The sequence below is a fragment of the Streptomyces sp. NPDC096013 genome (assembly GCF_044763565.1).
Lineage (GTDB): Bacteria > Actinomycetota > Actinomycetes > Streptomycetales > Streptomycetaceae > Streptomyces.
The window spans coordinates 799,231-812,422 of record NZ_JBIWGK010000002.1 but is presented as its reverse complement, the minus strand read 5'-3'; the positions used below and the strand labels follow the sequence as shown (position 1 = coordinate 812,422).

14 protein-coding genes are annotated in these 13,192 nt (G+C 71.1%); 8 read left to right on the top strand and 6 right to left on the bottom strand.

The window, feature by feature from the left end:
* Nucleotides 1–2: 2 nt before the first annotated feature.
* The 5 genes from ACIRB1_RS11150 to thpD all read left to right on the top strand — a co-directional run bounded on the left by ACIRB1_RS11150 (nucleotide 3) and on the right by thpD (nucleotide 4,607).
* Entirely contained in the window at nucleotides 3–1,106 is a 1,104-nt protein-coding gene (locus ACIRB1_RS11150; protein ID WP_403465319.1) for a pyridoxal-phosphate-dependent aminotransferase family protein, read from the top strand.
* Between the two features lie 322 nt (nucleotides 1,107–1,428).
* Nucleotides 1,429–1,935 carry a diaminobutyrate acetyltransferase gene (gene ectA / locus ACIRB1_RS11145; RefSeq protein WP_403465318.1) on the top strand — a complete coding sequence of 169 codons (507 nt, stop codon included), beginning with the start codon at nucleotides 1,429–1,431 and terminating at the stop codon, nucleotides 1,933–1,935.
* Between the two features lie 47 nt (nucleotides 1,936–1,982).
* Nucleotides 1,983–3,254, top strand: a complete 1,272-nt coding sequence (ectB, locus tag ACIRB1_RS11140; protein ID WP_352184565.1) for a diaminobutyrate--2-oxoglutarate transaminase — start codon at nucleotides 1,983–1,985, stop codon at nucleotides 3,252–3,254.
* Nucleotides 3,255–3,300: 46 nt separating this feature from the next.
* A complete protein-coding gene (locus tag ACIRB1_RS11135; protein ID WP_352184566.1) occupies nucleotides 3,301–3,705 on the top strand; it encodes an ectoine synthase in 405 nt (134 codons plus the stop codon).
* 5 nt (nucleotides 3,706–3,710) lie between these two features.
* Nucleotides 3,711–4,607, top strand: coding sequence for an ectoine hydroxylase (thpD, locus tag ACIRB1_RS11130; RefSeq protein ID WP_352184567.1), 897 nt, complete (start codon nucleotides 3,711–3,713; stop codon nucleotides 4,605–4,607).
* A gap of 61 nt (nucleotides 4,608–4,668) precedes the next feature.
* Here thpD and ACIRB1_RS11125 read toward each other — a convergent pair whose 3' ends face one another.
* The 4 genes from ACIRB1_RS11125 to ACIRB1_RS11110 all read right to left on the bottom strand — a co-directional run bounded on the left by ACIRB1_RS11125 (nucleotide 4,669) and on the right by ACIRB1_RS11110 (nucleotide 8,134).
* Entirely contained in the window at nucleotides 4,669–5,718 is a 1,050-nt protein-coding gene (locus ACIRB1_RS11125) for an aminotransferase class V-fold PLP-dependent enzyme (protein WP_403465317.1), read from the bottom strand.
* A gap of 129 nt (nucleotides 5,719–5,847) precedes the next feature.
* A complete protein-coding gene (locus ACIRB1_RS11120; RefSeq protein ID WP_403465316.1) occupies nucleotides 5,848–6,573 on the bottom strand; it encodes a DsbA family oxidoreductase in 726 nt (241 codons plus the stop codon).
* A 77-nt stretch (nucleotides 6,574–6,650) separates the two neighbouring features.
* Nucleotides 6,651–7,142: a GNAT family N-acetyltransferase gene (locus ACIRB1_RS11115; RefSeq protein ID WP_403465315.1), complete on the bottom strand. Its 492-nt coding sequence runs from the start codon at nucleotides 7,140–7,142 to the stop codon at nucleotides 6,651–6,653.
* The gene (locus ACIRB1_RS11110; protein ID WP_403465314.1) at nucleotides 7,139–8,134 is read right to left on the bottom strand and encodes a GlxA family transcriptional regulator; all 996 of its coding nucleotides are present in this window, start codon (nucleotides 8,132–8,134) and stop codon (nucleotides 7,139–7,141) included. The genes ACIRB1_RS11115 and ACIRB1_RS11110 overlap by 4 nt, the downstream gene beginning before the upstream one ends.
* A 70-nt stretch (nucleotides 8,135–8,204) precedes the next feature.
* On the opposite strand from ACIRB1_RS11110, the gene ACIRB1_RS11105 reads away from it, so the two are divergent.
* A complete protein-coding gene (locus ACIRB1_RS11105) occupies nucleotides 8,205–9,569 on the top strand; it encodes an MFS transporter (RefSeq protein WP_403465313.1) in 1,365 nt (454 codons plus the stop codon).
* On the opposite strand, the gene ACIRB1_RS11100 is transcribed toward ACIRB1_RS11105, so the two are convergent.
* Nucleotides 9,535–10,143: a DUF1349 domain-containing protein gene (locus ACIRB1_RS11100; RefSeq protein WP_352184573.1), complete on the bottom strand. Its 609-nt coding sequence runs from the start codon at nucleotides 10,141–10,143 to the stop codon at nucleotides 9,535–9,537. The two genes, ACIRB1_RS11105 and ACIRB1_RS11100, sit on opposite strands and share 35 nt — an antisense overlap.
* Nucleotides 10,144–10,272: 129 nt before the next feature.
* Nucleotides 10,273–11,802, bottom strand: coding sequence for an aldehyde dehydrogenase (NADP(+)) (locus ACIRB1_RS11095; protein ID WP_352184574.1), 1,530 nt, complete (start codon nucleotides 11,800–11,802; stop codon nucleotides 10,273–10,275).
* 131 nt (nucleotides 11,803–11,933) lie between these two features.
* Between ACIRB1_RS11095 and ACIRB1_RS11090 the strand changes: the two genes are divergently transcribed.
* Both ACIRB1_RS11090 and ACIRB1_RS11085 read left to right on the top strand, forming a co-directional pair.
* Nucleotides 11,934–12,707, top strand: coding sequence for an IclR family transcriptional regulator (locus tag ACIRB1_RS11090; RefSeq protein WP_019060609.1), 774 nt, complete (start codon nucleotides 11,934–11,936; stop codon nucleotides 12,705–12,707).
* Nucleotides 12,708–12,711: 4 nt separating this feature from the next.
* Nucleotides 12,712–13,185 (top strand): GNAT family N-acetyltransferase, encoded by a 474-nt coding sequence (locus ACIRB1_RS11085; RefSeq protein WP_352184575.1) that lies wholly within the window; start codon nucleotides 12,712–12,714, stop codon nucleotides 13,183–13,185.
* Nucleotides 13,186–13,192 lie beyond the last annotated feature (7 nt).

The following is a 13,192-nucleotide window of genomic DNA, read 5'->3' as shown; positions in this document are numbered from 1 at the left end:
CCATGACCCACCCCTACCTCGACCTGGCCCCGCTGAGCGCCACGCACTTCGCCGCGATCGAGGACCGGGTGGCCCGGTTGCTCGGCACCGAGCAGGATGTCGTGATCATGCAGGGTGAGGCGCTGCTGCCGCTGGAGGGGGCGATCCGTTCGACGGCGGGGCCGGGCACGCTCGCGCTGAACGTCATCACCGGCCCCTACGGGCAGACCTTCGGGAACTGGCTGCGGGACTGCGGCGCCGAGGTGATCGACCTCTCCGTGCCCTTCCACACGGCGGTGACCGCCGACCAGGTCCGGGAAACCTTCGCGGCACACCCCGGGATCGACTTCGTGTCCCTCGTGCACGCGGAGGCGGCGACCGGCAACACCAACCCGGTCGCGGAGATCGGCGAGATCGCGCGGGCGCACGGCGCGATCTTCTACGTCGACGCGGTGGCGTCCATCGGCGCGGAGCCGGTGCTGCCGGACGCGTGGGGTGTCGACCTGTGCGTGATCGGGGCGCAGAAGGCGATGGGCGGTCCGGCGGGCGTCTCGGCGGTGTCGGTGAGCTCGCGGGCGTGGGCCCGTATGACGGCGAATCCCGTCGCCCCGCGGCGCTCCTACCTCTCCCTCCTCGACTGGAAGGACCGCTGGACCGACGCGGGCCGCACCGCGCTGCCGCACGCTCCGGCCCAGCTGGAGATGCTCGCGCTGGAGGCGTGCGTGGAGCGCATCGAGTCGGAGGGCCTGGCCACGGTGATCGAACGCCACGCGACCGCGGCGGCGGCGACGCGGGCGGGCGCCCTCGCCCTGGGCGGCGGCCTCGAACCGTACGTCCACAAGGCCTCCGAGGCGGCCCCGGTCGCCACGACTCTCAGGACCCCGCCGGGTGTGGTGGCCTCCGACCTGGTGGCGGCCGCCCTCTCCTCGAACCCGGGGTTGCCCCTGGCCGCGGGCGGCGGCGCCCTGGCCAAGGACATGATCCGGGTCAACCACTACGGCGTGGACGCGACGGCGGAGGCGGTGCGGAACTCCCTGGCGGCGCTCGGCGCGGCGCTGGCCGGGCAGGGGGCTTCGGTGGACCTGGAAGGCGCCCGGTCCGCCGTCGACAACGCTTGGCGCCGGTAGCGAACGTCTGGTGCCGGTAGCGGACCGAGTAATGCGGGTCTAATTCCCACGCAATTCCCGGGAACTTTATCGCCGCTTTTACGGGGTAGCTTCCCACATTCTCCTGCCCGATTCCCGCGCGGGCAAACGCAAATAATTCGCGCAGATCTCGTGAGGGTTACACCCCTGTGACCCGTTACACAGCGCGCCCGTTTTACACCTTATGTGGCGGTCAAAGCAGGACATAGATCCCGTCGTCGCACGCGTGATAACACAAGCAGCCCTCAGACGTAACCCCATCCCTCCATGCAATTTTGAATTTCCCTCGGTAAATTCAATTCGCATGACTGCCACCCAAGCAGACCTGCACATCGACCGCCCCACGGTGGCCGACGGCGCCGCGTTGTGGCGTATTGCCAAGGACTCGAACGCCCTCGACCTGAACTCGTCGTACAGCTATCTGCTGTGGTGCCGGGACTTCTCCCGTACCTCGGCCGTCGTCCGTGACGAGCGCGGCGAACCGGTCGGCTTCGTCAGCGGGTATGTGCGGCCCGAGCGACCGGGCACGCTGCTCGTGTGGCAGGTGGCCGTCGACGCCGCGCAGCGCGGTCGCGGGCTGGCCGCGCGGCTGCTCGACGGACTCACCGAGCGGGTCGCGGAGGAGTACGGCGTGACCGAGGTCGAGACCACGATCACGCCCGGCAACACCGCCTCCGAGCGCCTCTTCACGTCGTACGCCGAACGCCACGACGCCCCCGTCGAGCGCACGGTCCTGTTCGAGGCCGGTGACTTCCCCGACGGACCGCACGACCCCGAGGTGCTCTACCGCATCGGCCCGCTGAGTCACTGAGCCCCCGTTGCCCGCCACCCGCACCCCCACACCGAGGAGCGATTCGCGTGACCATCACCCAGCCCGATCTGAGCGTCTTCGAGACTCTGGAGTCCGAGGTCCGCAGCTACTGCCGCGGCTGGCCCACCGTCTTCGACCGGGCCCGGGGCAGCCGTATGTACGACGAGGACGGCCATGCCTACCTCGACTTCTTCGCGGGCGCCGGCTCGCTGAACTACGGGCACAACAACCCTGTCCTGAAACGCGCGTTGATCGACTACCTGGAACGCGACGGCGTCACGCACGGGCTCGACATGTCGACCGGTGCCAAGCGCGCGTTCCTCCAGACCTTCCAGGACCTGGTGCTGCGCCCGCGCGACCTGCCGTACAAGGTGATGTTCCCCGGACCGACCGGCACCAACGCCGTCGAGTCCGCGCTGAAGCTGGCCCGGAAGGTGAAGGGGCGCGAGGCGATCGTCTCGTTCACCAACGCCTTCCACGGGATGTCCCTCGGCTCGCTCGCCGTGACCGGCAACGCCTTCAAGCGCGCCGGTGCCGGCATCCCGCTGGTGCACGGCACGCCGATGCCGTTCGACAACTACTTCGACGGCCAGGTTCCCGACTTCCTGTGGTTCGAGCGGCTGCTGGAGGACCAGGGCTCCGGCCTCAACAAGCCCGCCGCGGTGATCGTCGAGTCCGTGCAGGGCGAGGGCGGCATCAACGTCGCCCGCCCCGAATGGCTGCGCGCGCTGGCCGAGTTGTGCGAGCGCCAGGACATGCTGCTGATCGTCGACGACATCCAGATGGGCTGCGGCCGCACGGGCGCGTTCTTCTCCTTCGAGGAGTCGGGCATCGTCCCGGACATCGTCACCGTGTCCAAGTCCATCAGCGGCTACGGCCTTCCGATGTCGCTGTGCCTGTTCAAGCCCGAGCTGGACATCTGGGAGCCGGGCGAGCACAACGGCACGTTCCGCGGCAACAACCCGGCGTTCGTCACCGCCACCGCCGCCCTGGAGACGTATTGGGCGGACGGCTCCGCGATGGAGAAGCAGACCCGGACCCGCGGTGAGCAGGTCGAGCAGGGGCTGATCTCGATCACCGAGGAGAACCTCGCCGACATCAAGGAGTACCGGGGCCGCGGCCTGGTCTGGGGCATCGAGTTCAAGGACCCCGAGCGCGCCGGCCGGATCTGCGCCCGCGCCTTCGAACTCGGCCTGCTCGTCGAGACGTCGGGCCCGCAGAGCGAGGTCGTCAAGCTGCTGCCCGCGCTGACCATCACCCCCGAGGAGCTGGACGAGGGACTGAGCATCCTCGCCCGCGCCGTACGCGAGACCGCCTGACCCCGAACCACCATCTGATACCGCGTCAAGGAGGCGTCACCACACCGTGATTGTCCGTTCGTTCAAGGAACTCGAAGGCACCGACCGGCACATCAAGGCCGCGTCCGGCACCTGGGAGAGCAAGCGCATCGTCCTCGCCAAGGAGCGGGTCGGTTTCTCGGTGCACGAGACCATCCTCTACGCGGGTACCGAGACGTCGATGTGGTACGCGAACCACATCGAGGCCGTCGTGTGCGTCGAGGGCCACGCCGAACTCACCGACGACGAGACCGGGCAGACGTACACGATCACGCCCGGGACCATGTACCTCCTCGACGGACACGAGCGGCACACGATGCGGATCAAGGAGGACTTCCGCTGCGTCTGTGTCTTCAACCCGCCCGTCACCGGACGGGAGGACCACGACGAGAACGGCGTCTACCCGCTGCTGACCGAGCCCGAGGAGGTGTGACGAGCATGACCACCGTCACCGACATCACCGACCTGTACCCCAGCCGCGGCACCACCGAGGTGTCCGTCCCACGCAAGGACCCCGTCGTCTGGGGCTCCCCCGACACCCCGGGACCGATCCCGACGGCCGACCTCCAGGCCTTCGAGCGCGACGGCTTCCTCTCCATGCAGGAACTCCTGCGGGACGACGAAGTCGAGGTCTACCGGCAGGAGTTGGAGCGGCTGGTCACCGATCCGGCGATCCGGGCCGACGAGCGCTCGATCGTCGAGTCGAAGTCCAAGGAGATCCGGTCCGTCTTCGAGGTGCACCGGATCAGCGAGGTGTTCGCGCGCCTCGTGCGGGACGAGCGGGTCGTCGGGCGGGCCCGGCAGATCCTCGGCTCGGACGTGTACGTCCACCAGTCGCGGATCAACGTGAAGCCGGGCTTCGGCGCGAGCGGCTTCTACTGGCACTCGGACTTCGAGACCTGGCACGCCGAGGACGGCCTGCCGAACATGCGCACCGTGTCCGTGTCGATCGCGCTCACCGAGAACCACGACACCAACGGCGGCCTCATGATCATGCCGGGCTCGCACCGGACGTTCCTCGGCTGCGCGGGCGCGACCCCCGAGGACAACTACCGTCAGTCGCTCCAGATGCAGGACGCGGGCACCCCGTCCGACGAGGCGCTGACGAGCATGGCCTCCGAGTACGGCATCAAGCTGTTCACGGGCAGGGCCGGTTCGGCGACCTGGTTCGACTGCAACTGCATGCACGGCTCCGGCGACAACATCACGCCGTTCCCGCGCAGCAACGTCTTCATCGTGTTCAACAGCGTGGAGAACAAGGCCGTCGAGCCGTTCGCGGCTCCGGTACGACGCCCCGAGTTCATCGGCGCCCGGGACTTCACCCCGGTGCGGTGACGGCGAGGCGGTTCACCGCGAGGGCACCCCGGTCACGGCGACCGGGGTGCCCTTCCGCACGTCAGCCGGCCAGGACCTCCAGCAGCCGGTCGACGTCCTCGGCGGTGTTGTAGAGATGGAAGGCCGCCCGCAAGTTCCCGGCCCGGTCGGAGACTTCGACCCCCGCGGCGCTCAACTCGCCCTGCCGACGGCCGAGTCCGGGCACGGAGACGATCGGGGACCCGGGGGACGCCACCGGCTCGTGCCCGAGGGCGTCGAGCCCCGCGCGGAAGCGGTCGGCGAGGGCCAGGTCATGGGCGCGTACGGCATCGACCCCCACCTCCTCCAGCAGCGCGAGCGAGTGGCGGGCTCCGGCGTAGGAGAAGAGGGCCGGGCTCTCGTCGAACCGGCGGGCGGAGTGGGCGAGTTCCTCGACCGGGCCGTAGCAGCTGTCCCAGGGGGCCTCGCCCGCGACCCACCCGGCGAAGATCGGGGCGAGGCCGCCGAGGTCCTCCGGGGTGACGAGGAAGGCGACCCCGCGCGGGCAGAACAGCCACTTGAAGCCGACGGAGGCGACATAGTCGTAGGCGCCCGCGTCGAGGTCGAACCAGCCGGTGGCCTGGGACGCGTCGACGTACGTCCGCGCCCCGTGTTCCTGTGCCGTCGCCCGCAGCGCGGGCAGGTCGGCGACGCGGCCGTCGGCGGACTGGGCGGCGCTGACCGCGACGAGCGCGGTGCCGGGGCGTACCGACTCGGCGATCCGCTCCAGCGGGACGGCGCGCACCTTGAGGTCGGCGCGCATGTGGAAGGGGTTCACCACGGAGCTGAAGTCGGCCTCGGCGGTGAGGACTTCGGCGCCGGCGGGCAGGGCGGAGGCGATCAGCCCGCTGTACACCGCGACCGAGGCCCCGGCCGCCACCCGGCCGACCGGTACCCGGGTCAGCCGGGCGAACGCGGCGCGGGACGCCTCGACGTCGTCGAACATGTCGGTCGGCGTACCGACCGCGGCGGCCTCGATGGCGGTGCGCATCGCGGTGACGGTACGGGCCGGGAGGAGGCCGGTACTCGCGGTGTTGAGGTAGGTGTTCTTCGGGGCGAACTCGGCGCGGACGAGGCTCTCGAAGGTCTCCATGCCCCCACTCTGCGGCGCCGGAAAGCCCTCGTCCATTGCGGATTTCTACGTGGTTCCGCCAAGGAACGCTTATAGGTCACCGGCCGATCGCCCCTGACCAGCACCTTTCCGGCCCGGGGTCCGCGGCTGTCAGGCCTGCGGCACCGCACATCCGTCGGGCCCGCACGCCTCGGCGTCGTCGCCGCCGGTCCCGCTGTCGATCAGCTTGAGCGGCGCGTGCTCGCCCCACGCCTGGGTGAGCGCCTGGGCGAAGACCTCGGCGGGCTGGGCGCCGGAGACGCCGTACTTGCGGTCGAGGACGAAGAAGGGGACGCCGTTCGCACCCAGTTCGGCCGCCTCGCGCTCGTCGGCGCGGACGTCGTCGGCGTACGCGGCCGGGTCGGCGAGGACCTTCCGGGCGGCCTCGGCGTCGAGACCGGCAGCGGCGGCCAGCTCGACGAGCCGCTCGTCGTCGCCGAAGACGGACCGCTCCTCGGCGAAGTTCGCCTTGTACAGCGCCTGGATCAGCTCGTCCTGGCGGCCGTGCTCCTTGGCGAAGTGGAGGAGGCGGTGCATGTCGAAGGTGTTGCCGTGGTCGCGGTCGCGGGTGCGGTAGTCGAGCCCCTCGGCGGCGGCCTGCGCACCGAGGTTGTCCTCACCGGCCTGGGCCTGCGCCTCGCTCATCCCGTACTTCTTGGTGAGCATCTTGATCACCGGCTGGGTGTCGCCCTTGGCGCGCCCCGGGTCCAGCTCGAACGACCGGTGCACGACCTCGACGCCGTCACGGTGCGGGAAGGCATCGAGCGCCTTCTCGAAGCGGGCCTTGCCCACGTAGCACCACGGGCAGGCGATGTCGGACCAGATCTCGACGCGCATTCTTCGGCTCTTTCCAGGACGTACGGAGGAGACGGAGACGTCCTCCGTCTCCCCCGTGAACGTTCAAGCACTTCGCTTCATTCCCCCGCCACGACCAACCGCATCCGCAGATGATGACCGCCGTCGCCCGGCTCGGCGATCCACCCCCGCCCGGCGTAGAACCGCTGCGCCCGCTCGTTGTCGACATGCACGTCGAGTATGGCGCTCCGCCGCCCGTCGGCCCGCCACTGCTCGACGCAGGCCGCGTGCAGGGCGGTACCGAGCCCGGAGCGCCACCGCTCGGGCTCGACGTGGAACTGGAACAGCTTGACCGTGTCCGCCGCCCCGCCCTCGGGTGTGCGGAAGGAGGCGACGGCGACGATACGACCGCTCTCCACGACGCACAGCACAGGGGCGTCGGGCCGCTCGATGACACCGCGCCAGGCGGCGAGCCAGTCCTGCCCGTCCTCCGGGACGCCCTCGGGGTAGTAGGTCGCCCGGGCCCGCGCGTGCAGCGCGGCGACGCTCTCCGCCTCCGCGGGCAGGGCCGTACGGATCACCCGGGTTCCACCGACTCGGTCACTGATCATGCAACCGATGACGTGACCTCGGCCCCTCCGGTTCCCAGCCGGCTGAACTGCGCCCGGTAGGCGCTCGGCGTCAGCCCGGTGCGGCGGACGAGGTGGCCTCGCAGGGAGTCCGCCGTCCCCAGGCCGCAGGCGCGGGCGACCTGGTCCATGGGCAGGGCGGTGGTCTCCAGGAGTTCCCTGGCCCGCTCGACGCGCTGGTGGAGCAGCCACTGAAGGGGGCTCACCCCGCTCTCCGCGTGGAACCGGCGGGTGAGCGTGCGCACGCTCACGCCCGCGTGCCGGGCCAGGTCGGTGAGGGTGAGCGGCTTGTCGAGGTTGCGCATGGCCCAGCCCCGGGTGTCCGCGCAGGCGACACCGCGCTCGGGCGGCAGCGGGGTGTGCGTGAACTGCGTCTGCCCGCCCGGCCGTACGGGTGCGACGAGGGCGAGGCGGGCGACCTCGTTGGCGACGGCGGCGCCGTAGTCGGTGCGGATGATGTGCAGGCAGAGGTCGATGCCGGCGGCGTACCCGGACGCGGTCAGGAACTGGCCGTCCTGGACGTAGAGGACGTCGCCGGTGAGGTCGACCTCCGGATAGCGCCTGCGCATCTCCTCGGCCTGGTTCCAGTAGGTCGTGGCCCGGCGCCCGTCCAGCAGCCCGGCCTCGGCCAGGGCGAACGCGCCGCTACAGATGGACGCGATCCGTCTGCCCGCGTCGGCTGCCTCGCGCAGGGCGCTCACCGTGCGGGGGTCGGGCGTGTACCGGTGCCCGGTCCCGACGACGAGCACCAGGTCCGCGTCCCGCACGACGTCGAGCCCGTGCCGTACGTGCAGGTCGAGGCCGCCCGTGGTGGGAACGGGCCCCGGTTCCGGAGCGCAGATGACCGTCTCGTAGCCCCGCTCCCCGTCGACCTCGACCCGTTCGAAGAGCAGCTCCGGGATGGCCAGGTTGAACATCGAGACCGGGGTCGCCGCGACGACGGCGACCCGGCGGGGACGGCGGGGACGGACCATGGCCAGAACCTCCGGACGTATGGCATTCCGGCCACTACTGTACGGCGCCGCCCGCCCGCACCATGAGGAGATGACGACGCCCACCGCCCGACTGACGCCCCGCACCAGGGACTTGCCGCCGCCTTCCCCCACGCTCACTCTCACCGCCGCCCTCCTCGGCTTCGCGCTCATCACCCTCGACGCGTCCGTGGTGAACGTGGCGCTGCCGTCGATCGGGACCGCGCTGGGCGGCGGGATGTCGGGACTTCAGTGGGTGGTCGACGCGTACACCCTGTCCTTCGCCGCCCTGATGCTGTCCACCGGAGCCTTCGCCGACCGAGCCGGGGCGAGCCGCGCGTACGCGATCGGCATCGCGCTCTTCACCCTGGCCTCGGCGGCCTGCGGCCTGGCCCCGAACCTGCCCGCGCTGATCGGCGCCCGCGCTCTCCAGGGCGTGGCGGCGGCCGTGGTCCTCCCGGCCTCCCTGTCCCTCGTACGACAGGCCTACGCCGAACCGGTCAAGAGGGCGCGGGCGGTGGCGACGTGGGCGGCCGGCGGCGCGGTACCGGTGGCGCTCGGCCCGGTGGCCGGGGGTGTGCTGACCACGCTCTGGGACTGGCGGGGCATCTTCTTCGTCAACCTGCCCCTGGGCGCGACGGCACTCGTCCTGCTGCTCCGGGCCCCCCGTTCGGCACGCCGTCCCGCGCCCCTGGACCTCCCCGGCCAGCTGACCGCGGTGGTCGCCCTCACGGCGGCGACGTTCGCGGTGATCGAGCGCGGGAGCACCGGACTCGCGGCCGCGCTCACGGCGATCCTCGCGGGCGCGGCCTTCATCGCCGTCGAACGGCGTCAGTCGCACCCGGTGGTGCCGCTCGCCCTGTTCCGCAGTCGTACGGTGTCGGTGGCGGTCGCGACGGGCGCAGCGTGCAGCGTCGCCTTCTTCGGCCTGACCTTCGTCTTCGCGCTCTTCTTCCAGCAGGTGCAGGGCCGTTCGGCGCTGTACGCCGGACTGATGTTCCTGCCGATGACCGGTCTGATCCCGCTGACGAACATCGCGGCGGGCAGACTGGCGGCCCGCCACGGCGCCCGGCTCCCCATGCTCACGGGCCAGTCGCTGGCGGCACTGGGCACGCTCGTCCTGCTGTGCGTCGACGAGAGCACACCCCCACTGCTGGTGGCGGTGCTCCTCGTGCCGATGGCCCTGGGCTGCGCCCTGACGGTCCCGCCGCTGACCGCGGTGATGATGGACGCGGTGACGGCGGAACGTGCGGGCTTGGCGGCAGGCGTACTCAACTCCGCACGTCAGGTGGCAGGCGGCTTGGGCATCGCCGTCTTCGGGGCACTGGTCTCCGCCGACTTCACGGCGGGGCTGCGGGAGAGCCTCGCGATCAGCGCGGCCCTCTTCGCGGCAACGGCCTTCCTCAGCTTCCGTCTCGCAGATCGTTCGGCCAACTAGGCCTGAACTCAAGGTGGTCGTACGTCACGACACACCCTTCCCCCATGGGCGACTGGGCCATGAACCCGACGAGCGCGGCGTCGGTCTCCTTCTCGTCACCGAGGGTGAAGAGCCGGACGAATATCCACTTCTTTCCGTCCCGGGACGCGTGGAAGGCAAACGCCCGCCCGGTCCGACTGACCCGCAGCCACACCGAACTCCCGTCCACGGTGAAGGAGTTGGCGTCATCGGAGTGCCCCCGCGTCACCACCGTGCACACGGTGGGCACATCGGGCGAGTACTCCAGACAGAGCTTGGCCCAGGCCCGCTCCCCCACGTGGACGTACAACACCCCGGCATCGAACGACCCCGCGAACCCGACGGTGACCCGCGCGATCAGCTGAAAGTCCCCATGCGGCGCTCCGAGCAGCCGAGGCGCGTCGGAGGCGGGTTCCAGCCCTTCCCCGGTCGGCGGCACAAACCGGTCCTGCCGGGGACCCGCCCATCCGCTGAGCACACCGTCGTCGTACGACCAATGCCCGTCGGGCCCGTACGTGCGGAGGGGAAAGGGCAGTGGGGAGAGTTCCAAGTCCATCCGCTCATCATCTCAGGCCAGGGAAAACGCTGTTGAGGGCGCGGGTCTGTAGCGAAGTGCCGCTCCGCCGCGTGGGCGCGGCCTGCGACAACGGACCGGCACTCCGCACTGCACCGCGCCCCGACGGCGCTACCGCTCCAGATGCCCGTCGTAACGCCGGGGCAGCCCGAGCGGGTTGCCGTCCCGCAGCTCCGGCGGCAGCAGCGCTTCCGGAGTGTTCTGGTAGGCCACAGGCCGCAGCCAGCGCTCAATGGCCGTCCCCCCGACCGAAGTCGAGGTGGACGTCGTGGCCGGGTAGGGCCCGCCGTGATGCTGCGCGGCCGCCACCGCGACCCCGGTGGGCCACGCGTTGACCAGCACCCGCCCGGCCAACGGCGTCAGCTCCGCGAGGATCTCGGGACCACGGCCCTCCCCGGCCGCCTCCCCCGCCGACAGATGAACCGTCGCCGTGAGGTTCCCGGGCAGTCGCGACAGCACGGCGTTCGCCTGCGCGTCGTCGTCGTAGCGGGCCACCACCGTGACCGGTCCGAAGCACTCCTCCAGAAGCAGGTCGTAGGCCCCCTCGGCCGCCAGCTTCTCCGCCGGCACCGTGAGGAACCCGGGACTCACCGTGTGCTCGCTCCCCGCGCCCGGCGTCACCGGCGACTCCACCTCGGGCAGCCCGGCCCGCTCGGTGACGCCCGCGAGGAAGTTGTCCCGCATCCGGTGATCCAGCAGCACCCCGGAGTCCGTGTCGCTGACGGCGTCGGTGAGGGACTTGACCAGCCCGTCCCCGGCGGCGCCGGACGGCACGAGCACAAGCCCCGGCTTCACACAGAACTGCCCGACGCCCAAGGTCATCGACCCGGCGAGCCCCGTACCGATCGCCTCGGCCCGCTCGGCCGCGGCGGCCTCGGTCACCACGACCGGGTTCAGGGAGCCCAGTTCGCCGTGGAACGGGATCGGGACGGGCCGCGCCGCCGCCGCGTCGAAGAGGGCACGGCCGCCCCGGACGGACCCGGTGAACCCGGCCGCCGAGACCAGCGGGTGCTTGACCAGCTCGACGCCCGCCTCGAAGCCGTGCACCAGGCCGAGGACACCGGCCGGGATGCCGTGCTCGGCGGCGGCCCGGCGCAGCACGCTCGCGACCAGCTCGGACAGGCCGGGGTGGTCGGGGTGCGCCTTGACGACGACCGGGCAGCCGGCGGCGAGCGCGCTCGCGGTGTCGCCGCCGGGGACGGAGAAGGCGAAGGGGAAGTTGGAGGCCGAGTAGACGGCGACGACGCCCAGCGGCACCTTGTAGCGGCGCAGGTCCGGGATCGGCGGGGTGGCGGTGTCGTCGGGGTGGTTGATCACCACGTCGAGGAAGGCGCCCTCGTCGACGATGTCCGCGAAGGCCCTCAACTGGTAGCAGGTGCGGGCCAGTTCGCCGTTCAGCCGGACCGGGCCGAGCGCGGTCTCCGCATCGGCGACCTCGACCAGCTGGTTCCTGGCCGCCTCCAACTGGTCGGCCGCCCCGCGCAGGAAGGCCGCGCGGACGGTGCGGTCGGCGAGCGAACCCCGCGCGGCGTGCGCGGCGCGGACGGCGGCGTCCACCTCCTGGGCTGTGGCCTCCACCGCAACCTGTTCGCGCTGCTTCCCGGTTCGGGGGTCGACACTCCAGACTGGTGCTGCTGCCACAGCGGGTCCCTCCACATGTAATGCCGCGGTTCTGGGTCATTCACCAGGGTCGTTCGATATGCTGAACGCTGTCTCTGATGATGAATATGCTCTCGGAGACTATTTCCCGTCCAACGAAGGGGTCAAGGGCGATGTCGGCAGGCGAGACAGGCGGCGGGGCACAGGTCAAGTCCGCGGTGCGGACGGTGGAGCTGCTCGAATACTTCGCCGGCCGGCCCGGAATGCACTCCCTCGCGGCGGTCCAGGAGGCCGTCGGATATCCCAAGTCCAGCCTCTACATGCTGCTGCGCACCCTGGTGGAACTGGGCTGGGTGGAGACGGACGCGACGGGCACGCGGTACGGCATCGGGGTGCGGGCGCTGCTCGTGGGCACCTCCTACATCGACGGCGACGAGGTCGTGGCGGCGGCCCGCCCGACCCTGGACCGGCTCTCGGACGACACCACCGAGACCATTCACCTCGCCCGCCTCGACGGCACGAACGTGGTCTATCTGGCCACACGCCAGTCGCAGCACTATCTACGGCCCTTCACGCGCGTCGGCCGCCGGCTCCCCGCGCACTCGACCTCGCTGGGCAAGGCGCTGCTGAGCACCTACTCCGACGAGCAGGTCCGCAAGATGCTCCCGGAGACCCTGCCCGCGCTCACCGAGCACACGATCACCGACCGCGAGAAGCTCATCGAGGAGCTCCACCAGGTCCGCGACCAGGGCTTCGCCGTGGACCGCGAGGAGAACACGCTGGGCCTGCGCTGCTTCGGCGTGGCGATCCCGTACCGCACCCCCGCGCGGGACGCGATCAGCTGCTCGGTGCCGGTGGCGCGGCTGACGCCCGCGCACGAGCAGATGGTGAAGGACGCCCTGTTCGACGCCCGTGACCGGCTCACCCTCGCCACCCGGAGGCTCTGAACTCATGCAGGTCTCGCTCCGCCCGATCCACGACAGTGATCTGCCGGTCTTCTTCCGGCTGACGAACGACCCCGAGTCCGTCCGGATGGCCGCCTTCACCGCGAAGGACCCGACCGACAGGGACGCCTTCGACGCCCACTGGAAGCGCGTCCGCGCCCTGCCCGGCGTCCTGAACCGCACGATCCTCGCCGACGGGGACGTCGTGGGCAGCGCCGCGGTCTACGGCGATCCGGGCGAGCGCGAGGTGACGTACTGGATCGACCGCGCCTACTGGGGCAAGGGCATCGCGACGGCCGCGCTGCGCGACCTCCTCGCCGAGGAGCCCGAACGCCCGCTGCACGCGCGCGTGGCGGCCGACAACGCGGGCTCGCGGCGCGTTCTGGAGAAGTGCGGGTTCCGCGTCACCGGGCACGACCGGGGGTTCGCGAACGCGCGGGGCGAGGAGATCGACGAGCTGCTGCTGACGCTGGAGCCGTAGCGGACCG